Origin of the sequence: Alloalcanivorax dieselolei B5, assembly GCF_000300005.1 — a bacterium.
Classification (GTDB): Bacteria; Pseudomonadota; Gammaproteobacteria; order Pseudomonadales; family Alcanivoracaceae; genus Alloalcanivorax; species Alloalcanivorax dieselolei.
On sequence record NC_018691.1, the window covers coordinates 1,346,387 to 1,368,113 of the forward strand.

Annotated in this window: 22 protein-coding genes; 16 read left to right on the forward strand and 6 right to left on the reverse strand. The window is 60.4% G+C overall.

Annotation, left to right across the window (positions count from 1 at the left end; genetic code table 11):
* Window positions 1-5 precede the first annotated feature (5 nt).
* From B5T_RS06155 to B5T_RS06170, 4 genes are all read left to right on the forward strand, one after another.
* A complete protein-coding gene (locus B5T_RS06155) occupies window positions 6-1,619 on the forward strand; it encodes a Fic family protein (protein ID WP_014993614.1) in 1,614 nt (537 codons plus the stop codon).
* A 315-nt stretch (window positions 1,620-1,934) separates the two neighbouring features.
* Entirely contained in the window at window positions 1,935-2,411 is a 477-nt protein-coding gene (locus B5T_RS06160) for a sigma-70 family RNA polymerase sigma factor (RefSeq protein ID WP_041716906.1), read from the forward strand.
* Between the two features lie 43 nt (window positions 2,412-2,454).
* Window positions 2,455-3,420: a FecR domain-containing protein gene (locus B5T_RS06165; RefSeq protein WP_014993616.1), complete on the forward strand. Its 966-nt coding sequence runs from the start codon at window positions 2,455-2,457 to the stop codon at window positions 3,418-3,420.
* A gap of 334 nt (window positions 3,421-3,754) precedes the next feature.
* A complete protein-coding gene (locus B5T_RS06170) occupies window positions 3,755-6,079 on the forward strand; it encodes a TonB-dependent receptor (protein WP_014993617.1) in 2,325 nt (774 codons plus the stop codon).
* A 19-nt stretch (window positions 6,080-6,098) separates the two neighbouring features.
* Here the strand turns inward: B5T_RS06170 and B5T_RS06175 are convergent, their stop codons facing one another.
* Window positions 6,099-6,737 (reverse strand): TetR family transcriptional regulator, encoded by a 639-nt coding sequence (locus B5T_RS06175; RefSeq protein WP_014993618.1) that lies wholly within the window; start codon window positions 6,735-6,737, stop codon window positions 6,099-6,101.
* A 78-nt stretch (window positions 6,738-6,815) separates the two neighbouring features.
* Here B5T_RS06175 and B5T_RS06180 point away from each other — a divergent pair, with 78 nt between their 5' ends.
* Window positions 6,816-7,469: an O-methyltransferase gene (locus B5T_RS06180; protein WP_014993619.1), complete on the forward strand. Its 654-nt coding sequence runs from the start codon at window positions 6,816-6,818 to the stop codon at window positions 7,467-7,469.
* Complete coding sequence (locus B5T_RS06185) at window positions 7,469-7,756, forward strand: Rossmann-fold NAD(P)-binding domain-containing protein (RefSeq protein ID WP_014993620.1); 288 nt, start codon at window positions 7,469-7,471, stop codon at window positions 7,754-7,756. Before B5T_RS06180 ends, B5T_RS06185 begins: the two co-directional genes overlap by 1 nt.
* 31 nt (window positions 7,757-7,787) lie before the next feature.
* Here the strand turns inward: B5T_RS06185 and B5T_RS06190 are convergent, their stop codons facing one another.
* Window positions 7,788-8,681 (reverse strand): LysR family transcriptional regulator, encoded by an 894-nt coding sequence (locus B5T_RS06190; protein WP_014993621.1) that lies wholly within the window; start codon window positions 8,679-8,681, stop codon window positions 7,788-7,790.
* 152 nt (window positions 8,682-8,833) lie between these two features.
* Between B5T_RS06190 and B5T_RS06195 the strand changes: the two genes are divergently transcribed.
* Genes B5T_RS06195 through B5T_RS06205 form a run of 3 tightly spaced genes read left to right on the forward strand, consistent with a single transcriptional unit; the run spans window position 8,834 to window position 10,986 of the window.
* The gene (locus B5T_RS06195) at window positions 8,834-9,487 is read left to right on the forward strand and encodes a hydrolase (RefSeq protein WP_014993623.1); all 654 of its coding nucleotides are present in this window, start codon (window positions 8,834-8,836) and stop codon (window positions 9,485-9,487) included.
* 30 nt (window positions 9,488-9,517) lie between these two features.
* Window positions 9,518-10,351 carry an alpha/beta fold hydrolase gene (locus B5T_RS06200; protein WP_014993624.1) on the forward strand — a complete coding sequence of 278 codons (834 nt, stop codon included), beginning with the start codon at window positions 9,518-9,520 and terminating at the stop codon, window positions 10,349-10,351.
* Window positions 10,352-10,365: 14 nt separating this feature from the next.
* Complete coding sequence (locus tag B5T_RS06205) at window positions 10,366-10,986, forward strand: hydrolase (protein WP_014993625.1); 621 nt, start codon at window positions 10,366-10,368, stop codon at window positions 10,984-10,986.
* Window positions 10,987-11,090: 104 nt separating this feature from the next.
* Here B5T_RS06205 and B5T_RS06210 read toward each other — a convergent pair whose 3' ends face one another.
* Window positions 11,091-12,041, reverse strand: coding sequence for an AraC family transcriptional regulator (locus tag B5T_RS06210; protein WP_051015580.1), 951 nt, complete (start codon window positions 12,039-12,041; stop codon window positions 11,091-11,093).
* Between the two features lie 119 nt (window positions 12,042-12,160).
* Here B5T_RS06210 and B5T_RS06215 point away from each other — a divergent pair, with 119 nt between their 5' ends.
* Window positions 12,161-13,204 (forward strand): aldo/keto reductase, encoded by a 1,044-nt coding sequence (locus tag B5T_RS06215; RefSeq protein WP_014993627.1) that lies wholly within the window; start codon window positions 12,161-12,163, stop codon window positions 13,202-13,204.
* Between the two features lie 25 nt (window positions 13,205-13,229).
* Here the strand turns inward: B5T_RS06215 and B5T_RS06220 are convergent, their stop codons facing one another.
* Together B5T_RS06220 and B5T_RS06225 are read right to left on the reverse strand one after the other, a co-directional pair.
* On the reverse strand, window positions 13,230-14,483 hold the full coding sequence (locus tag B5T_RS06220; RefSeq protein WP_014993628.1) for a type II toxin-antitoxin system HipA family toxin: 1,254 nt from the start codon (window positions 14,481-14,483) through the stop codon (window positions 13,230-13,232).
* Entirely contained in the window at window positions 14,473-14,838 is a 366-nt protein-coding gene (locus B5T_RS06225; RefSeq protein ID WP_014993629.1) for a helix-turn-helix transcriptional regulator, read from the reverse strand. The genes B5T_RS06220 and B5T_RS06225 overlap by 11 nt, the downstream gene beginning before the upstream one ends.
* A 215-nt stretch (window positions 14,839-15,053) precedes the next feature.
* On the opposite strand from B5T_RS06225, the gene B5T_RS06230 reads away from it, so the two are divergent.
* Together B5T_RS06230 and B5T_RS06235 are read left to right on the forward strand one after the other, a co-directional pair.
* Window positions 15,054-15,728 (forward strand): nuclease-related domain-containing protein, encoded by a 675-nt coding sequence (locus tag B5T_RS06230; protein ID WP_085942836.1) that lies wholly within the window; start codon window positions 15,054-15,056, stop codon window positions 15,726-15,728.
* Between the two features lie 136 nt (window positions 15,729-15,864).
* Window positions 15,865-16,257, forward strand: a complete 393-nt coding sequence (locus B5T_RS06235; protein WP_014993631.1) for a VOC family protein — start codon at window positions 15,865-15,867, stop codon at window positions 16,255-16,257.
* Window positions 16,258-16,509: 252 nt separating this feature from the next.
* On the opposite strand, the gene B5T_RS06240 is transcribed toward B5T_RS06235, so the two are convergent.
* Window positions 16,510-17,160: an NAD(P)H-binding protein gene (locus B5T_RS06240; RefSeq protein ID WP_014993632.1), complete on the reverse strand. Its 651-nt coding sequence runs from the start codon at window positions 17,158-17,160 to the stop codon at window positions 16,510-16,512.
* A gap of 295 nt (window positions 17,161-17,455) precedes the next feature.
* Between B5T_RS06240 and B5T_RS06245 the strand changes: the two genes are divergently transcribed.
* The 4 genes from B5T_RS06245 to B5T_RS06260 all read left to right on the forward strand — a co-directional run bounded on the left by B5T_RS06245 (window position 17,456) and on the right by B5T_RS06260 (window position 21,683).
* Window positions 17,456-18,283: a hypothetical protein gene (locus B5T_RS06245; RefSeq protein ID WP_041716907.1), complete on the forward strand. Its 828-nt coding sequence runs from the start codon at window positions 17,456-17,458 to the stop codon at window positions 18,281-18,283.
* Between the two features lie 28 nt (window positions 18,284-18,311).
* A complete protein-coding gene (gene map, locus B5T_RS06250) occupies window positions 18,312-19,070 on the forward strand; it encodes a type I methionyl aminopeptidase (RefSeq protein WP_014993634.1) in 759 nt (252 codons plus the stop codon).
* A 147-nt stretch (window positions 19,071-19,217) separates the two neighbouring features.
* Window positions 19,218-19,769, forward strand: coding sequence for a YdeI/OmpD-associated family protein (locus B5T_RS06255; protein ID WP_014993636.1), 552 nt, complete (start codon window positions 19,218-19,220; stop codon window positions 19,767-19,769).
* Between the two features lie 87 nt (window positions 19,770-19,856).
* Entirely contained in the window at window positions 19,857-21,683 is a 1,827-nt protein-coding gene (locus B5T_RS06260) for a lipoprotein (RefSeq protein WP_014993637.1), read from the forward strand.
* The last annotated feature ends 44 nt before the right edge of the window (window positions 21,684-21,727 follow it).

Genomic DNA, 21,727 nt, shown 5'->3' on the forward strand with positions numbered 1-21,727 from the left:
TCCCCATGACGGAATTGCCCGCCGATCCCATTGGTGCCGCTTGGCTGGCACGGGCTTATGACGTCGTGCCGCTAGGGACCCTGGCGGTGGTGAGCCAGGTGGGCGGCCGTCGTAGCACCGAGGTGAACGATGGCTTCCGGCTGGAAACCTATCCCGAGGCCATGCGGCCGCCGGCCACCCCGGCGGCGCATTTGCAGTTCCACCTGCGTCATGAGGTGCCGCACCTGGAGTTTCTTGCCCGTTTGTTCGAGCGCACCGGGCCCGGGTTTGTGCAGGCGTGGGTGGCGGCGGAGCCCACCGGCCAGTACGCCCGCCGCGCCGCCTTTCTGTACGAATGGTTGACGGACCAGGCGTTGGCGGTACCCGAACGGCTGGGGGGCAACTACGTGGATGCTCTCGATGACAGCAAGTTGGTGGCGGCCTCCGCTGATCAGGTGATCAAGAGCAAACGCTGGCGGGTCAACGACAACATGCCGGGTACGCGCTGTTTCTGCCCGATGGTGGTGAAGACCGAGGCGCTGGCCCAGGCGGCGGGGCTGGATGTGGGGGCGCTGTTTGGCGAGCTCACCGAGGAGTTTGGAGAAGACCTCCTGGTGCGCGCGGCGGTGTGGATGACCCTGCGGGAGAGCAAAGCCAGCTTTGCCATCGAGGGGGAGGCCGATCAGGTGGGGCGGGTACAGCGCTTCGCCGACGTCATGGCGCGGCGCACCGGGCAGGGGGGCCTGCCTCTGGATGATGCGGGCCTGGCCGATCTGCAAAGGGAGATTCTGGGCGAGAGAACCACCATCCAGCACTTTGGCGTTCGTCAGTCGCCGGTGTTTGTCGGCGAGGTGGTGCGCTACCAGGAAGTGGTGCATTACGTGGCGCCGCCGGATGATGCCGCTGCCGCGATGCTGCAAGGCCTGCGGGTGTTTCTGGAGCGGACCCGGGGCCAGTCTTCCACAATGCGCAGCGCGGTGGCGGCCTTCGGGTTTGTGTACATCCACCCGCTGGCCGATGGCAACGGCCGCGTGCATCGCTTCCTGATCAACGATGTCCTGCGCCGTGACGGCGTGATCCCGGACCCGGTGATCCTGCCGGTGTCCGCCGTGATCATGGATGACGCGGGCGAGCGGCGCGGCTACGACCGGGTGCTGGACGAGGTCTCCAAACCCCTGATGCAGGCCGTGCGCGAGCACGTCGAGTTCACACCGACACAAACCACCTACCCGGATGGCGTGGTGTCCAACCTGGTGTTCCATGGTGCGAAGCAGGCGATGCCGCTTTGGTGCTATCCCGACCTGACGCCCCATGTGATTTTCCTGGCGGCGATTCTCCGCCGGACCTTGACCGAGCAGATGCGCGTGGAGTCCCGATACCTGCGCACTCACGCGCGGGCCCGTGCGGCGCTCAAGGAGGTGGTGGAGATGCCGGACCCTCAGGCCGATCGCGTATTGCGTTCCATCGAACAGAATGGCGGGCAACTCAGCAACGTCCTGGCCAAGGAAATGCCGGTGCTTCGCAGAGCCGGGGTGTGGGAAGAACTCGTTGAGGCTGTTGCGCGAGTCTTTCAAGAAGAAGGAGCAGCGGACGCCAGGGTGTTGGATCGGTATCGCCCGGAGAAGCCGGCTGGCAAGTAGTATCCAGCCTTGTGGAGGTTGAGTTATCAAAGCCGGCCATTGCCGACGCCATCCAGGGCGACCTGATCATCCTGGCGGATTCTGGCGATCTCTGGCCGCACTAGCTGTAAGCCGGGAGGCAACGATTACTGCTTACCGGATGACCGGCGATTCCTGCTTTTTCAGCAAGGTGTCTTGCGTGAACGGTGCGAACCCCGATAATGTGAGAACAATTCTCAATCGTTTTTATGCATCGTCCAGTTGGGTAGGGCGTTTGTCGGACAGGGGATCGCGTTAGGGGGCACCGTGCCAACCGGGAGTATCACAAAGCGGGACATGCATACACTCTACAGTGACCACCACGGTTGGCTGCGAGGTTGGCTGCGTGTGAAACTCGGCAACGCCAGCGATGCCGCTGATCTGGCCCACGATACCTTCCTGCGCCTGATGTCCTCCCGTGGCCTGCCTGCGCAACTTGGCGACGAACCCCGTGCCTTACTGACTCATATCGCCAAAGGCCTGGTCGTCGACCATTGGCGGCGTGAGAGTGTGGAGCGAGCCTATCTTGAGACCCTGGCGCAGCTGCCCGACGTTGAGGCCCCCTCACCGGAAACCCAACTGCTAATCATCGATGTTCTAATGCGTATTGATGCGATGCTCGCAACCATGGGAGCACGCACCCGTGAGATGTTCCTGTTGGCGCAGCTTGATGGACTCACCCTGAAGCAGATTGCCGAGCGGACCGGGGCGCCGGTGATCACCGTGCGCCGGCACATCAAAAAGGCATTGGTGGCCTGCATGGCCATCGAGTAGAGGGCCGAGTAGAGGGCCGAAGAGAGGACCGAGGAGAGGCTGCGTGTCTTCCGATGCCGCCATTGATAATACGTTGCTGAAAGAGGCGGCCGACTGGGCCATGATCTTTCGCTATGACCAGCCCGATGCGTCTCAGCACCAGGCCTTCGAGCGTTGGCGACAACAAAGTAAGGCGCACGATGCGGCCTGGCAGCGCGCGGAATCGGTCTTTCATGCCTTTGAGCAAGTGCCGGAGCCGATTGGCAAGACGGCCATCGCCAAGCTCGGGACAGGCCATGACCGGCGGCGCATGCTGAAACTGTTGTCCCTGGCGCTGGTGGCGGCGCCCGTCGGCGGCCTGGTTTGGCATCAGTTGCCGTGGCAAAGCTGGGCCGCCGATGCGTATACCGCCACGGGCGAGCAACGTACTATCGGCTTGCCCGATGGCTCACGGTTGGTGCTCAACACCAACAGCGCGGTGAATATCGCTTTTAGTGCGCAAGCCCGCCGTATCCGCCTGGTAAAGGGGGAGGTTCTGATTACCACACACGCTGACCCGGCGCCGGTGGCTCGTCCTTTTCTGATCGATACCGCCAATGGCGTGGTCCGTGCGCTGGGCACGCGTTTCAGTGTGCGTCAACGGGAGCAGCAACAATGCCACGTGGCGGTGTTCGAACGCGCCGTCGAGATCCGCCCGCTGTTGGGCGCGGCGCGCACTCTGAACGCGGGCGAGCAGGCCGACTTCGATATGAACGGCGTGAATACGCCGTCACCCGTTGATGACAGCGCGGCTCTGTGGGAGCGGGGCATGCTATTGGCCAAGGACATGCGCCTGGAGGATGTGATTGCTGAGCTGGCCCGCCATCGCCGCGGGATACTGCGTTGCGACCCGGCCGTGGCGAGTCTGCGTGTCTCCGGCGCTATCTCCCTGGCCGATACCGATGCCGGACTGGCTCTGCTGGAAAAGAACCTGCCGTTGCGTATCCGCCGCATTACCCCCTACTGGATCAGTGTCGGCCCTGATGGCTGATCCGTCTCTTTTCGGGGGCGCCGGGGCTGCCAGAGGGGCGTCAAAAAAATAGTAGTCTTGGGGTGATCACTTTTTTGATCTCGTTCGGTGTACTGGATGAAAGCGTTTTTTTGACGCTTCGAATCAACCAGACACTTACGTATCAAAGGCTTCAGATATGGCTGCCAGGCGTCCTAGTTTCACGTTGTACTCCGTACCGCGCTCTCCCGCTTTCTTTCCCAGGTCCTCGTATCTCAAAGCCAAAAGCCGAGCCCTGGCCGTCACTTGTGCGTTCGCGATTCTTTTGGGTTCGGCCGCGATCTCTGGCGCCGTGCAAGCACAGGGAAGCGCGGAGATGTCGGCGCCACGGGAATACGCCATTGGCCCCAACGCACTGAGCGACGTACTGGCCGAATTCGCCGCCATGGCCGGCGTGCAGTTGGTGTTTGAACCAGGGATGCTGGCGGGGCTGAAGAGCCCCGGGCTTCAGGGGGATTACGGTATCGAGGAGGGGTTCTCCCGCTTGCTGGAAGGCAGTGGTTACCTGCTGGTCGCGGAAGGCCACCGGTCTTATTCGTTGCGTGCGATATCGGATGGGACGAGAACCCTGGCGCCGGTGAGTGTTACCGGGACTGCTCCCTCACGGTCGGGTAAACCACCGGTGGCGTACGCCGGCGGACAGGTGGCCACCGGCGGGCGCCTGGGTATGCTTGGCGACACGGATTTCATGAATGCGCCATTCAGTATCACCAGCTACACCTCGCAACGACTGGAAGGCCAGCAAGCCCGGTCTCTCGCCGATGTTGTCGATGACGACCCGTCTGTTCAGGTCGGTTCGCGAGGGCGTGGCACGAATACGTCGGGCGGGGACGCGCTTTACATTCGTGGTTTTCTGGTCAGGAATCAGGATGTCTCCTTGAAGGGTTTGTACGGTGTTTTACCTCGCAACACGATCGCGATGGAGGCGGCGGAAAGAGTGGAAATCATCAAGGGGCCCAATGCGCTTCTGAACGGCGCCAGCCCCTGGGGCAGCGTTGGCGGCGGGATTAATGTCGTGCCCAAAAGAGCCACGGACGCCCCGCTGACCCGGGTCAAGGGTATCTACCGCTCTGATGCGCAGTTCGGTACCCATCTGGATGTGGGGCGCCGCTTTGGCGAGGAGAATCGGTTTGGCGTTCGCTTCAATGGCGCTTATATGGATGGCGATACCGCGGTTCAGGATCAGGAAAGCACGTTGGGTTTGGTCACCCTGGGCGTGGACTATCGGGGTGACCGTCTGCGGCTGTCCGGTGACCTGGGCTATCAACAGGATCGTACGGACGGCGGCAGCGGCTTTGGATCCGGTCTGCAGATCACCGAAGGGACCTCGGTGCCGGATGCTATCGACCCTGGCAAACGTACGGCGCAGTCCTGGGAGCGTACTGAAAACAAGGATGAGTATATCGCCCTCCATGGCGAATATGATCTGACACCGGCAGTTACCCTTTATGGTGGAGCAGGCGGTCGTAACAACACCCCGTACAATCTGCGTACCAACCACACGCTGCTGGACGAAGAAACGTTGGCGTCGATGCCCGTCTATTACCCGGAGTACTCCGATACGCGCACGGTAATGTCGGGGCTGCGCGGCCGTTTCAACACCGGCGCCATTACTCACCAACTGAATGTACAGACGTCCATGCTCTGGTTTGAAGGTGGCTACCTCTACGAGCAAGGAGATATCTTTCTGTCTGATCTGGAAAACATCGGGCGTATCGACCGCCCTGATTTTTCGATGTCTCGTCACATCCCAAAGAGTCTGGAGCGGAGGCTCTCATCCGTCGCCGTATCGGACACGCTTGGATTGCTTGATGAGAAAGTGCTCTTAACCTTGGGGGCGCGCCGCCAGCGTGTGGAAGTCGATAACTTCAGCCCCGATACTGGTGCGCGAACGTCTAGTTATGATGAGGCGCGGACGACGCCCGCCGTTGGTATCGCTTTTCTGCCTTGGCAGAATGTCACCTTATATGGCAATTACATCGAAGGGCTCGGGCTTGGGTATACCGCACCGGCCAACGCCGAGAACGCCGGAGAAGCCTTCACGCCGGCCCGGACTCGCCAAAGTGAGATTGGTATCAAGGTCGATGCGGGTAATCTGGCCAGCACGGTATCCCTGTTCGAAATCCGTCAACCCAGTGTCGTCCAGAGACCGGGAAGCGCCCCGGGGAATGTCATCTACACGGAGGACGGCGAGCAGCGCAACCGCGGCGTTGAGTGGCAGCTTTTCGGCCAACCGACACCGGCGTTGCGGCTATTGGGCGGGGTGACCTATCTTCAGCCGATACTGACAAGTACCCAGGACGGTGCAAACGATGGTAATCAGGCCCCAGGCGTTTCTCGTTGGTTGGCCACCATCAGCACCGAGTGGGACGTGCCGTCTTTTTCCGGGTTGAGTGTGAATACTCGAGTGATACATAGCAGCTCACAGTACGGCAATGCCACCAATACGCTCAAAATACCGGCATGGACCCGTGTGGACCTGGGGGCCAGCTACCGGCTGAAAACGTATCCGGTCACGTTGCGGGCGAGCATCGAGAATATTTTTGATAAAGACTACTGGGAGTCGTATTCCGGTTCCGGAGGGCGCCTGCGCTTGGCGGAGCCCCGCTCCGTTACGCTTTCCACCACCATCGACTTCTGAATGCCGGTGATCCTTCACATCAGTTGGAACCTCCTCGGTTCAGGCCCTCAATATAACTGCACAGCATGTCCGCCATCGCGCCGGCGTAGCGTGTGATCTCGTCGTCGGTGCGTGGCTTGCCGGAAAACGCCTTACCCACCGTGGTCATGGTGGAGGCGATCAGCTCGCTGGCGAGGTCCCGCTCGGGTTCTTCCAGGCCCGGTAGCAGCTCGAGCATAAAGTCGTCGAAGAGGCGGTCGGTGTCCTGCCGTGCCTCCTTGGCTTCGGGGGCGTCCCGATAGAGAGGCGCGGCGTCCGCCAGGGCCTGACGGACTTCGGCTTCGGCGCATTCGGAGGCAATGAATGCCTGTACCAGATGGCGCAGCCGTGTCAGGGGGGGCTGTGGCTCGGAGAGGATTTCCTCCAGCATGCGGGCCGAGGCCCGCCACTCATCCAACTGCAGCCGGAACAGTATCGCCGCCTTGTTGGGAAAGTACTGATACAGCGATCCCACGCTCACGCCGGCCCGTTCGGCCACTCGCGCGGTGGTGAAGCGGGCGGCGCCTTCCCGTGCCAAAACCTGAACAGCGGCTTCCAGAACGGACTGCAGGAGCTGTTCCGCACGGGCCTGCTTGGGCTCTTTTCTCGTGGAAATACAGTGACCAGGGCGCTTGGCCATGTGCGGGATCCTGAATGCGAATATCAAAACTGACGAATTGCTCATATATTTTTTAGCACCGCACAACAGGAGAACACAATGACTTCCTTAACCACCGCGCCGCTGGAAAATCTGATCAGTCGACTGTTCGCCGAGGCGGACGCCGCCACCAGCCCGGCCCTGCAGACGTTCACCGACGAAGAGCGCGCCACTCTCAACAGCAGTAAGGTTCACTATCGCCAGTTGTATGGCCGGTTGAAGGACCTTTGGCTTCCGGTATCGCCGGAAACCGGCCGTTTGCTTTACATGCTGGTTCGCTCCGCGCATGCCCGTAACATCGTTGAATTCGGGACCTCGTTCGGGTTGTCCACATTGCATCTTGGCGCTGCCCTGCGCGATGAAGGCGGTGGCCGTGTTATCTCGACGGAGTTTGAGTCCACGAAGGTCGAGCGGGCCCGGGCTCACGTGACGGAAGCTGGCCTGGATGATCTGATCGAGATTCGCGAAGGCGATGCGCTGAATACCCTTTCCATGGGGCTCCCCGAGCAGATCGATCTGCTGGTGCTCGACGGCGCCAAGGCGCTTTACCCGGATATCCTCGACTTGGTCGAGTCGCGCCTGGGCCCTGGCGCCTGGATCGTCGCGGACGATGCGGACAAGTGCCCGGACTACATCGAGCGCATCCGCAACGATCCGTCCTACCTGTCCGTACCTTTCGCCGAGGATATCGAACTCAGCATGAAGCTGGCCTGATGGCCCATGGTCACAGCGTCGCGGGGCTGGTCAGGAGCAAGGCACTGGAAGCAGGCCTGCCAGGGACGGTGTACCACGCCATTGCCGACCCGGCCGTCCGGTTACGTGACATCGCCGGCAAGATCGCCGACCGGCTCGGCCTGCCGGCGGAGCATTTCGGTGGCTTCGCCAGGATGGTCGGTGCCCATCTGGCCGCTTCTTCGGTGTTGATCCGTGAGGCACTGGGCTGGACGCCCGTTGGCCCGACCCTCATGGAGAACCTGGACGAGCCGGGTTATGTCGTCTGAGAAATACGAGCCGGGCTCTGGCTGCTTTCCTTCAGCCCTCAAGCCCCCACCGCCGTGAATCCTGCTCAAAATTCTCGATCAACAATTCAGTGAGCACTCGGATCTTGCGGGCGGGATGCTGGCCCGGCGGCCGGATGACATAGGCGCCGGCCGGCGGGGGCGGGTGGTTGGTCATGATCGGTACCAGCGCGCCGGAGGCTACGTGTTCATGGGTGAGGCAATCGGGCAGGTAGCCGATGCCGATCCCGGCTACCGCGGCGGCCACCAGGGCGATGCCGTTGTCGGCCTTGAAGTTGCCTTGCGGGCGCACGGCGATGATCTTGTCGCCGTCCATGAGTTGCCAGGCCTCGGTGCCCTGCATGAGGGCCTGATGGGTGAGCAGCTCGTCAGGTGTCTCGGGCGCGCCATGCGCCTTGATATAGTCCGGGCTGGCGACGAGCTTGCCGTAGATCGGGCCGACCCGTCTTGCGATCAGGTCCGAGTCCTGAAGATAGCCCACCCGGATCGCGCAGTCGTATCCCTCCGCGATCAGATCCACGAAGCGGTCGCTGTAGCTGGTGTGAATATGAAGTTGCGGATGACGCCGCGCCATTTCCGCGAGTACCGGGGCGAAGTGCGTTGGGCCGAATGAGAGTGGCACGGTGACTCGCAAGCGTCCGCGAAGGTCGCCGGCGGGCAGGAGCGTTTCCTTGGCCACGTCGATTTCTGCGCAAACCCGCGCCGCATAGTCCCGGAAGGTTATCCCGGCTTCGGTGAGCGCGGCGCCACGGGTGGTGCGTGCCAGAAGCTGGACACCCAGTTCCGCTTCAAGTCGCAACAGCCGCCGGCTGACGATGGACTTGGAGACACCGAGTCGGCGCGCGGCGGGTGACACGCCGCCGGCATCCGCGACTTCCACGAAGGTCCGTAGCTCTTCGATGTTCACTTTGGTGTTCCTCTTTGCGCGACACAGCGTAGCAGAATGGAACGCTACCGCGTGATCAATGGCAATGCCAGTATCGGCTTCGACATCGCCGCAGCCGGCGCCTGTCTCCCGGAAAATTCATCTTACTCATACTGGCAGCAGAGGATGTATTCATGACCTTCCGCAACGGCCTTGATTCACTTCTTCGTCCCGAAGATTCCGTACTGGTTCTGATCGACCACCAGCCTTACCAGCTCGCGAACCTGAACAGCCACGATCCACAAGCTGTGGTCAACAATACGACCGCGCTGGCAAAGTTGGCAAAAGCCTTCAATGTTCCGACCATTCTCACCAGCGTGATCGCGGCGCGCGGTGGACTTCTCTTCAAGCAGATCACCGACGTATTTCCGGATCAGGACGTCATCGACCGCACCTGGGTGAACACCTGGCAGGACGAGAAGGTGGTGAACCTGGTCAAGGCGACCGGTCGCAAGCAGCTGATCATCGCCGGCCTGTGGACCGAGGTCTGCGTCGCAATGCCTGTCATCCAGGCCGCCGGTGAAGGCTGGGACGTGACCGTGATCACCGACGCGTCGGGCGGGATTTCGAAGGAGTGTCACGAAGTTGCCATCCAGCGAATGATCGCGGCCGGCGCGAACGTGATGACGGTGATGGCGCTCGCTGGCGAATGGCAACGCGATTGGGCACGCACCGAACATGTCGAGGAACTGACCGAGATTCTCATTGAGCACTTCAGTGGCAGCGGCATCGCCTATCTTTGGGAGCAACAATTGCTCAACACGCCGGTGCCGAGCGACGCCGGCTAATCCGAATCACGCGACCAGGAGGACGCCGCCATGGCGACCATCACCTCTCAGGACGGTACCCGCATTTTTTACAAGGACTGGGGACCGAAAGACGCTCAGCCTATCGTTTTCCATCACGGTTGGCCGTTGTCATCGGACGACTGGGACAACCAGATGCTGTTCTTCCTCTCTCAGGGCTACCGCGTCGTCGCCTTCGACCGGCGCGGGCACGGCCGTTCCGACCAGACCGACACCGGCAACGACATGGACACCTATGCCGCCGATACCTCCGATCTGGTGAAGGCGCTTGATCTTCGCAACGCCATCCATGTCGGGCACTCCACCGGCGGTGGTGTGGTCGCCCGTTATGTGGCCCGGGCAGAGCCGGGCCGTGTGGCCAAGGCGGTGCTGATCGGCTCGGTGACGCCGGTCATGCTGCAGTCGGCTGCTAACCCTGAAGGCACCCCCATGGAAGTGTTTGACGGCTTCCGCAGTGCCTTGGTATCCAACCGCGCCCAGTTCTTCCGCGACATATCCACGGGGCCGTTCTATGGCTTCAATCGCGAAGGCGCTGAAATCAGCCAGGGCCTGATTGACAACTGGTGGCGCCAGGGCATGGCGGGCGGCGCCAAGGCCCAGTACGACTCCATCCAGGCGTTCTCGGAAACCGACTTCACCGAGGATCTTCAAGCCATCGAGATCCCGGTGTTGATCCTGCATGGCGAAGACGACCAGGTGGTGCCGATCGCGGCCTCCGCTCACAAGGCGATCAAGCCGCTGCCCAACGGCACACTCAAGACCTATCCCGATCTGTCCCACGGCCTGTTCGCCACCCATCCTGACCAGGTCAACGCTGATCTGCTCGAGTTTATACGCGCTGAATAGAGAGAGCTTTACCCATGGCAAGTGAAACGATCCGTAATCCCCACACCGACCAACTGCTGACCCCGGAAAACTCAGCGTTGATCATCATCGACTACCAACCGATTCAGGTGTCGTCGATCCGCTCAATGCCATGCGACGAGCTGGTCTTCAACATCACCAGCGTCGCCAAGGCGGCGGTCAACTACGACCTGCCGATCGTCCACTCCACCGTCAACGTCGCGACTGGGCGCAACAAACCGCCGATTCAGGAACTGCAAGACGTGCTCGGCCATCTGCCGACCTACGATCGCACCTCCATCAACAGTTGGGAGGACGCCGGGTTCAAGGAAGCGGTCAAATCCATCGGGCGCAAGAAGCTGATCATGACCGCGCTCTGGACCGAGGCGTGCCTGACCTTCCCGGCACTGGACGCCGTCCAGGAAGGCTATGAGGTTTACGTGCCTGTCGATGCGGTCGGCGGTACTTCGCTGGCCGCCCACGAGGCCGCGCTGCGTCGAATGGAACAGGCCGGCGTGAAACTCATCAGCCGCGTGCAGATGTACTGCGAACTCCAGCGCGACTGGTCGCGCGAGGCGACGGTGCCGGGTTTTATGGGTGTCTTCGACAACTTCGATGGTTTCAATGTCGAAAGGTGAACTGAACTGGGGTCAGGTCTGAATGGCACTTACTTAGTCGATAAGGCCTTGATCCAGAAATAAAAAAGCTGATCCAATGGCGGCGATGATCTTGTCGCCATCCATTAGTTGCCGGGCTTCGGTGCCTTGTCGGCTCCGTTCTCAGATAGCTCGCCGGCTGAGTTGTCCCGGGCGTAGCGGGCGGGCGGGACTCCGACATGGCGATTGAAGGCTACGCTAAAGGTGCTGGCGGAACTGTAGCCCACCTGTTCGGCGACGTCAGCGATGCGTGCTTGTTCCCTGCGCAGTAAATCCTTGGCCAGGGCCATGCGCCAGGCAAGCAGGTATTCCATTGGCGCCATGCCCATCACGCGGCGGAATCGCTCGTAGAACGCGGATCGGGAGAGCATCGCCTCATTCGCCAGTTGCGCGACCGTCCAGGGCTGATCGGGGCTCTCGTGCATCCGGCGGATGGCGACGGCGAGGCGCTCGTCGGTCAGGCCGCGCAGTAGCCCGGGGGATGTGTCCGTCTTTCCTTCGCAGCGAAGCGCTTCGATGAGCAGGACTTCCAGCAGATGTTCCAGAACCACATCACGTGCCGGTCGTTGCGCGCGCGCCTCATCGCTGACCAGTTGCATGAGGGTGGCCAGCCGGTTCACCCCCTGAACGTGTAGAAGCTTCGGGAGCAGCGACGCGAGCAGAGCCGCATCCGGGGAGCGAAACACACAGTAGCCCACCAGCAGGTGAACATCGGCGGGGGCGTCCGGGCTGCCGAGCCGGTGTTCACCATCGGCCAGCATGACGGGCGCATCAACGATGTCTTCGACGCTGGTAGGGGAGCGGCTCGACATGGTGAAGTTATACGCCGAGGGGATGAGCACGAAATCTCCCTTCTTGAGGACGATCTCGTCGTGTTGGTCGGCTTCGAGACGGCACTCGCCCTCGAGAAGGGCGCAGTAGAAGGGGCGCCCGACCTCGGTGCGGTGGACGCGCCAACGCCCCGCGCCGCTGGCCTGTTTCGAGAAGGGCGCAGTGGGTTGAAGCAGCGTGACGATTTGAGCGAGCGGATCAATCAATTCAGGACATATGCCAATAAAATGTGGACTCTCGATTGTAGGGCGTCCGGCCTTGCTTTGCCATACTCGTTGCCTGTCGCCACTGGGCAACCTTTCTTCCATCGCGCAAGGAGAACCACATGCAATACCGCAATCTTGGCCGTACCGGCATCCAGGTCAGCCCTTATTGTCTGGGGACGATGATGTTCGGGGGGATGGCCAACGCCGATCACGACGAGTGTGTGCGCATGATCCACAAGGCGCTCGATTTCGGCATCAACTTCATCGACACAGCCGACGCCTACCACCAGGGTGAATCCGAAGAGATCGTTGGTAAGGCGCTGAAAGGGCGACGGGACGACGTGGTGCTCGCCACCAAGGCGTCTCTGCCGATGGGCGATGACCCCAACCGCCGTGGCGGGTCGCGGCGCTGGTTGACCCGCGCGGTCGAAGACGCGCTGCGTCGCCTGCGGACTGATCATATCGACCTGTTTCAGATTCATCGGTTGGCGCCGGATACCGACATTGAGGAAACCCTGTCGGCGCTCAGCGACTTGATGCGCGAGGGCAAGGTGCGCGCCATCGGTGCCTCCACCGTTCCCGCTTCCGACATTGTGGAAGCGCAATGGGTGGCCGAGCGACGCGGGCTGGCCCGTTTCCGCACCGAGCAGCCACCGTATTCCATTTTGAATCGGTCGATCGAGCGGGAAGTGCTGCCCACCTGCCAGCGCTATGGCATGGGCGTGATGGCATGGAGTCCGCTGGCCAAGGGCATGTTGACCGGCAAGTACCGCAAGGGCAGGGAGCAGCCGGACTCGTTGCGCGTGCAATATTTCCCCAAGGCGATGTCCGACGCGGCGAGCCTCGAGGCGGTGGAGCGGCTTATCCCGCTGGCTGAGAGCGCTGGCCTGTCGTTGACGCACATGGCGTTGGCGTTTGTAGTGACGCATCCGGCGATCACATCGGCCATCATCGGCCCCCGAACCCCCGGGCAACTTGATGATCTGCTTGACGGCGCGCAAGTGCGGTTGAGCGATGAGATTCTTGACCGGATTGACGACATCGTCCCGCCGGGTGTCGATCTGGCGCCACTGGAGAGAGCCGCCTACATACCACCGGCGATCGCGCGGACGTCTCTGCGCCGTCGTGCGAGCCCGGATCGCGCGGTTGTGTCTTCGGGGTGAAATGGGCAGGTCTTGCCTGTTGCCTTTAATCGAAAATGGAAGGGGATAGGAGCGTCGCTCTTGCCAGGTACTCGATATCACCGGCGTCCATGCCCGCCATCGAGAACTCGGCTTTCCAGCTGGCTTCCACGGTCCGCCGCAGAGCATTGGTGCACTCGGCGGCTTCGTTATCGCCGAGGCCGAATCGTTCGGCCTGGCTGAGCGCGTTCTTGAGGTTTGCCGCGCGGCCCTGGTCACCGACGACCATGGCCAGGTCCGCTGAGTAGCCCAGCCGGGGTTGGGGGCAGACGTCGTAAGCCGGTGTCAGGTCGAGAACGTGGCCGTCCCAGAAGCAGGCATGATTGCGAGCGTGGTCGTCGGTGTTGCCGATCAGGATATTGAAGACCATGCGTTGGAAGAGTTCACGGCCGTCGCGTTCGAAGTTCCGGGCGTATTTGCGCAGCAGGTCGGCCAGCTCCAGGTAGCTGGCGTGGCCGGCGCGCACCGCGTATTCGTCCAGATCCAGCAATGTCATGGCGCTGAGCATATGGCGGCGGGTCACCGTGCCGTTGGTGGCGGTCTGCCGGTCGAAACGGCGGACCAGCAGAATGTCCTTGCCGGCGACCTTGAGCATGTCAACGTCGGCCACGTTCAAACCGGCCCGGGCCGCCAGTTTCATCGCACCGGCTTCCGCCGCGATCATGTTGAGGGTGTCGCTGCTGGAACTGAACTTCGCCACCCAGAAGTCGCCATCCTGCTGGAACAGCACCTTGGGCCGGGCGCCGCCAATGCTGGTGCCGTGGTTGAGGGCGGCGTCCAGTTTCTCGTCCAGCTCTTCGCCGCGCTCCATCTTCTCCGCGGCCTTGAGGGCGTCTTCCAGCGGGCTTGTGTGTCTGGGGAGCGGTGAATAGACATGGGGCGATTCCGACGTATCCAGGGCGCCGATCCGGTCGGAGCCGGCGCCAAGCAGATAGTCGATCTCGCCCGGCTCACTTTCCCGGGGGCTGTTGGCCTGGGCGATGGTCTTCGCGATTTCTCTCTGAATGATGCGCCGACCCCAGGCGTCCGGAGCCGCATCGCGCAGGGCGCCACTCAGTTCGTTTTCGAGCGTATAGGGATCACCGGTCAACTCGCCCAGGGGGCGGCCGGGAATGGAGAGCGGCATGGCGTCCGGCCGGGCGAGATAGCTCTTGCCGTAACGGAATACGTATTCGACGCCATCCCAGGCCACCACGCCGCACACCACCGGTTCGGTCAGGCCTGGGAGGAAGACCCAGATATACGCCTTGTCAGAAATCATTATCGATCTCCTCGGGGCGAATCCGTCGCTTGCTGGCGGCGCGGCGGAACCGGGGCAGGCTCTCGCCGACACGGAAGTGTCCCTTTGCCGCCGAACCGTCCGGCTTGGGCAGTGTTGCCAGCAAGGGCAGATCGAGCAGCCAGAGTGCGGCCACCACCAGGCCGACGCCTACGTTGGGATCACCTTTTTCCATGGCGCTGACGTGACGCCGGTCCACGTCACCCAGGCGCTGGCCGAGGTCGGTTTGGGACCAGCCTCTTTCCTTACGCGCCGCGGCAATCAACGCGCCGGTTTCGCACAGGGCGTCGCGGATCTGGGCTTTGCGGTGGATGGGGGAGTCGACTGTTTTCGGCATTGGACGTTAAACCGTACAAAAAAGGGTTAAATGTACGGTATGGTGTGCATGGTATCTGGTCAAGCCTTTAAATAGCATAATGTACAAATAAATGTACATTATGCTTTATTATGTACCGCTTAGGGTACATATCTTTAATCGAAAGTGGGGGCACACCTTATGAGGGCTATTCTGAACAGCGGGTTCGTCGCTTATTGGTAAGGGTTGGGGGGATCATGGACTTAACACCAGTATTTGATCAGCTTTGGCGGACGATAGGGTGGCTTGTGCCTCTGGCCATCACCGTGCTCATTCTCAAGTCGGCCTGGTTTAAAGGACAGTTGGGGGAAGGCGTGGTCAGAATCGCGGCGGCGTGGCGCCTGCCCACGCGGACTTATCATGCCTTTCATAACGTCACTCTGGAGACGGCTGACGGTACGACGCAAATTGACCATATTTTTGTTTCCCGGTTTGGTGTCTTCGTAGTGGAGACCAAGAACATGAAAGGCTGGATCTTCGGTTCAGAGAGGCAAGCCCAGTGGACTCAGAAGATCTTTAAGAAGACGTTTCGCTTCCAAAACCCCTTGCGTCAAAACTACCGGCACGTGAAAGCAGTGGAAGAAACGCTGAATATCTCGCCAGAGGTTATTCACTCGGTGGTTGTGTTTGCCGGCGACAGTACCTTTAAGACGCCGATGCCCGCCAACGTTACCAAGAGGGGCGGCTACATCTCCTACATCCGGTCCTTTCAGGACCCGGTACTTTCAGAAACGGAAGTCATGGCTATTTCATCGCTGATTGAATGCCGTCGGCTGAAGCCTTCCTGGAAGACACAGCGCCGGCATGTTCGGCAAACCCGGGAACGCCATTCTGACAACGCCAAGCTGTCCGCCCGGCAAAGGCGTCAGTAGCGAGATGATCAGAGAATCGCAGGTCCATCCATAAACCGATACAGTCTGATCGCGATAAGGGCGCCGACTGTTATAGTGACGCCTAGACAAAAGTGAGTCTGGCATAACGCCGGAATAATAAGAGGAGAGTGGAAAAATGTTCAACCACATCATGATCGGTTCCTGCGACATCGAACGGTCCAAGCGCTTCTACGACGCGGTGTTGGGCGTGCTCGGCGCCGGCGAGCCGGTGCGCAACGAGTCGGCGTCCGGCCATATCAGGCTGTTCTACCGGCACGGGGGCAACACTCTCGCCATCACCCAGCCAATCAATAATGAGCCGGCCACCGGCGCCAATGGTGGCACCATCGGCTTCAAGTGTGAGTCGCCGGAGCAGGTGAAGGAATTTCACGACGTGGCGGTGGCCCATGGCGGCACGTCGGTGGAAGATCCGCCGGGCCTGCGCGAGAGCAATATGGGCGCCATGCACCTGAGCTATGTGCTGGACCCGGACGGTAACAAGCTCTGCGGCATCTACCGGGCCAACTAAGGGCGCCGCCCCAGCCAGGGGGGGGAGGGGCATGCCCGCTAAAGAGAGCCCTGCTCGATTCACTGCGCGGTTGCTGCGCCCGAAGAAACCGGAGGACAGCAGAAGAAAAGAGCGGCAATCAATTGGGCGATCCGGCGAAAGCAGCGCGCGCCATACTGACGGTGATCGACAGCTGGGAGGCGTTAACGTGTTCCACGGACGGTTGAGATGCCGGCTTGGCTATCCCGGGAATCCAACACCCCGGCCGTAAGGTCAGTGGCGCACGGCCTGCACCGCCTCCTTGATCGGCACTGAACCGGTGTTGAGTTCCAGAATCTGCCGGCCGATACCGGGCTCATGCAGCAACTCGGCGAGGGTGGCGGCCACGTCGTCGCGGGTAATCTCGCCATGGAACTCCGCCGGTCCCAGCGAAATGGTACCGACGCCGTCACCATCCAGCAGCAGGGACGGGCGCAGGATCAGCCAGTTCAGGTTGCTGCGGGTGACGGCGACGTCCGCTTGTTTCTTCACGGCGAAGTAGTGTTCCTCGTTTTCGCTCAGGTCCCGTTCCCGCCAGGATTCCGGCAGCACTGACACCAGGGCGAAGCGCTCGACGCCGGCAAGGCGTGCCGCTCGTAGGGCTTTGTTGACCCCATCGCCGTCAATGGCGTCGGTGATTGCCCTGTCGCCGCCGTTGGATCCGGCGCTGAAAACGATCACGTCGCTGCCGCTGACCATCGTTGCGAGTTCGTCCGCGTTCAGGGTCGCGAGATCGCCCACTTGTGTGTCGATGCCCTGTGTTGCCAGTTGCGCCTGCTGATCGGTTCGGCGAACCAGTCCGTGAACCGCATCGCCCCGGTCGTTCAGTTTTCTGGCGAGCAAACCACCTACTCCGCCAGTGACACCGATGATAAAGACGTTCATTCCAAGTACTCCACTGTACCAAGTACAAGCATACGCTTCGTATGTCGAATTACGATATAGCATACGATGCGTATGTCAATGGTTTCCCGGAACGTCGCCTGCGTCAGGTTTTGAATTTGACCTGACACCACCCACTCATAATACCTGCTATCCTGAGGAATATTATCGATGACGCGACCCCTTTTCTGGCCGGCTATTTCGGCTAACCTGCGGGTCAGGCGGTTGCTCGTCACGCCGTGCCAATGCAGACAGCCTTGGATTTTTGCCAGGGGCCATAGGAACAGAGAGGACCTGTATGTCTTTTTTTAAACATAGGGCCAGGATTGCTCCCCTTTGGGCAGTCCTGGTTTTTTCTTTATCCTCGTGCGTGGATAAGGCTGATGAGGCGCCAACCCTCAAGACCGTAACGGAGACAGCATACAATGTTGAGCGAAGCGATACGGAGGAGTCCGATCCCGCTCTCAGGGAACATATTAAAACAATTTCTCATTACGGCGGCAGTGGGAATATTACGAAGCTTGAATACTGGCTAAAGGATAGACTTGTTGAGACCAGAACGTTCAAGAGAGATGATCGTGGGCACCTTTTGGAGATTGTTGTCACAGCGGTGAATGGCGAAGTGAAGAAGCGGTTTGTCCACGACCTTGATGAAGATGGACGTACGGTGGAAGTCAGGAGCTATCGGGGGGCTGACCGCCTTTCCGCGATTCATTCCCGGGAATATGACTCAAAGGGGAATATGGTTTCCGAGATCTACAAATCGCCCGAAGACGTTGTTTTATCGAAAAGGCTTTTTAAATATGACAATAAAAACAATGTGGTAAAGGAAACCGAGCTGCGCGAGGACCGATCGGTCAAGGTGGTGATGGATTTAAAATACGACGAGTCCGGCCGCTTGATTGAATCCACAAGCACATCAGAGGATTGGGGAAATACCCCCTACACGCTTGAATACACTCAGTATGGCGATGTGGCGTCCAGAAGTTGGACGGACAAAAACGCCGGGACGCAGCGTGCTGTCTATGAGTATGACTACGACGAGTTCGGGAACTGGACGAACAGAGAAAAATACGACAATGGTGCTCTGATCTATGTTCAGAAAAGGACCATAGAATATTATTGAAGGGCATAAACGGACAAAAGGTGAACGTATGACCGTGGAAGGCCAGAACGATATCGATGGGGTTCTGAACACCGGGCGGGTCGTCGCCAGGGTACGTGATGCCATGCTCGATGCGGTTGAGCCGGGCATGACGACGGCGGAACTGGATAAGCTGGGAGAGCAGTTGCTGGAACAGTACGGCGCCAGATCGGCACCGAGGGTGACTTATGATTTTCCCGGTGCCACTTGTATCAGCGTCAATGAGGAGGCCGCGCATGGCATACCGGGGCAGAGGGTGATTCAGGCCGGGGACGTCGTGAACGTCGACGTGTCCGCTGAACTGGATGGCTATTTCGCGGATACCGGCGGCACGACGGTTGTTCCGCCGGGATCAACACTGAAGACGCGCCTGTGTCACGCCACCCGGCTGGCTTTGAAGCGTGCCTTGGGTGAAGCCCGGGCGGGCGCTCCCATCAATCGTATCGGCAAGGCGATTCAACATACCGCCAAGTCGCATCGTTTCAAGGTGATCAAGAATCTGGCCGGCCATGGTATCGGGCGGACACTGCACGAGGAACCGGAGGACATCGTGGGCTATTACGATCGCCGCGATACCCGCCGATTGCAGCTCGGTCAGGTCATCGCCATCGAGCCGTTTCTGTCCACCCGCAGCACACTGGTGACAGAAGCGGAGGACGGGTGGACTCTGGTTGGTCATCCAGACAATCTTTCCGCGCAGTACGAGCACACGCTTATCATCACCAAGGGCGCTCCGATTATTGCCACGCTGTCCGAAAAGCGGGGCTGAAAGTGGCGTGCCGACCGATTTGGGAATCGGCATGGGCGAGTCGACGGGAGCAGGGATGAGTTGGAACAAGAAGGCGATATCGGGCGTTCTGGATCAGTGTGCCAAGGACTTCGCGTTCCTGGTGCCGGACAACGGCAGGAATGAAATATGACCGGAGAAGACACACAATCCTGTTTCGACGCACGCTTGCTGCGTCCCAAAAAGCAGGGCGACGGTGAACCCTGGGCTTTCGTGGTGCTGCCCGGGGAAGTCAGCGCAACGCTACCCAGACGGGGCCGCACCTCCGTGGACGGCACGCTGAACGGCCAGGCGTTCCGGGTCTTGCTGGAACCGGACGGCCGAAAGAGCCATTGGCTTCGCATCGATCAGCCGTTGATGGAAGCGTCCGGCGCCACCTTCGGCGACGTCGCCCGGTTCGAAATCAGGCCGGTGGCGCGAGAGCCGGAACCGGATGTCCCCGCGGATCTGCGGGACGCTTTGCAGTCCGCTCCGGAGGCCCGGGCGATCTGGGAAGCCACCACCACTCTGGCTCGTATCGACTGGATTCATTGGATCACCACCGCCAAGCAGGCCAAGACCCGTGCCAAGCGGATTGATGACGCTTGCGACATGTTGGCTTCTGGAAAGAAGCGGGTTTGCTGTTTCGATCCGTCGGGGTTCTACAGCAAGGCAATCCGTGCGCCGGAGACAGCGGATTGAGCTGAGGCATTTTATTACCGCCGGCACTGAATGAGTTCGCAGGCGATATGGGCCGCAATATGGACGTTTCCATTTCCGAGGTTTTCTATGCGCAGAATGATGTTGTCGTTTTTATGGCTGCCGTTCCTTGCGGTGTTGTCCGCGGGATGTTCGGAGAAAACGATCGAGGAGCAAAGGCAGGAGCTGGAGGAAAAGAAGGCGGAATATCAGTCACGGATTGAAGCCCTTTCTGACCAGGACGTGAAGGAACAGCTGGCGCAGTTGGCCAATATCATGTTCTGGATACGGGAAGGGGATCTGGAGCGCCAGGTACCGCCTGAGGAGGTCCAATATCACACCTCGCCATACTCAATCCTGGAAGATTATCAAAATACGAAGGACATGGCCGAGCAATTGGCCGCCGGCGTGCTGCTGACCAATGATGTGCGCTACCGTCCCCAGGAGGCGGAGCTCACATTGCCGTTCGCGTACCCCTTTGATCTGAAGGTTAACTGGGAGCAGGTGGTGCTGGCGGACGGCACTGAATTGCCGGTGGTGGAGCAGGACCCGTTCACCGATCAAAGCGATCTGATTCCGGCAGCGCTGTGGAGTGCTTCTTATAGGCGGTTCACCACCCAGGTGCAGAAACACGTGAATCTGCCCATTGGCCAGGTGCCACCACCACCGCCGCCGATAGCACGGGCGCGCGGGGAGATGACCCTGACAGTGCCGGAGACGCTGCCTGAAGCCCGCTTCTCCGCCTCTGACGTGGGCGACCATCGCCAGGTGTCGGGATGGCGCATCACCTTGGAAGAAGTTGACGGCCATCGGGTTCGGTTGCTGTTCAATGTGCCGGAAGATGTGGCGATTGCCGATGCGCAGGACATGCTTGACCAAGCCGAGGTGGAGGCCAGTGACAGCACCGGTCGTTTCCTGTCGCGCAGCAACACGGGAAAAGGGCCGGTCGGTGATAACGATCAGATCATCGACATGCTGGATCAGTTGATCGACGCGGCTCAATCCGGAGAACTGAAGGACGAGGAGGCCATGGAGCAGCGCATGCAGGCGCAGCAGAAGGCCATGTTGGACGATGCTGATCGGCAACTGTATGTGGAGGTGGCATTCCGGGGCACGGTGGATCAGGTACGGGTGTTTTTGCCGGGTTTTGCCGGTGAGGAAACCCTGTCGGTGCCACTGGATCTGAGGCCGGTACAGTTCAGCGTGCCGGACAACCAGACTGAACCGCAATCCTTTGGCGTTCGGGCCCGGGTGTATGATCACACCGCCAGTGACTGGGAACTGGATCAGCCGCTGGAGGCGGATCCCTCGCTGCTGGATGAACTGATTCAGGTCGAATTCAGGAAGGGGGTGAAACCGGGGGTATCAGATCCGATCGCCGACAAACTGTACTTTCATTTTCCGGAGCAAATGAGCAACCGTCTGGTCTCCGACTTTGACCGCTTCGATCATGTGGAAGAACTGGTTTTCCTGGATAAAGATGGCGAGCCGGTTTACAAGTTCGACCCGGAGGATCGGGAGGGTCCGGTGAGGTTCACCGTCAATCGGATCGAGTATCATCCGGATCGCTTCGAGCGGCCCCCGGTGCGCGCCCGTGGAAAACTGGATGTTTTGCTATTGCCGGACATCGAGGTACGCTGGGTTGCCTTCGGTGATTTGCCCGAAGGCTATGAAATGCAGGGGAAACAAGTGCTCTTTGGTCCGGCGGCGGCGGATAATCATATCCCCGATTTGGTGCTTGCCAGGGACGCGCGGGGCCGTTATCTGAAAAAGATCGCCGAGGTTCGTCATTCGTTCGACCAGGGTTGGCCCCGACGCGCTTACCATTTCTACGACGAGCCGGTGGGTTTTCTGTTTATCGAAAAAGGCCCGGGCTCCCACGCCAGCTATTCGTTCGATATTCCCCTTCAGGATTGAATCCTGCCGGGCGGGGAGGAGACGGTGCCTGCTCCTCGCCTGTG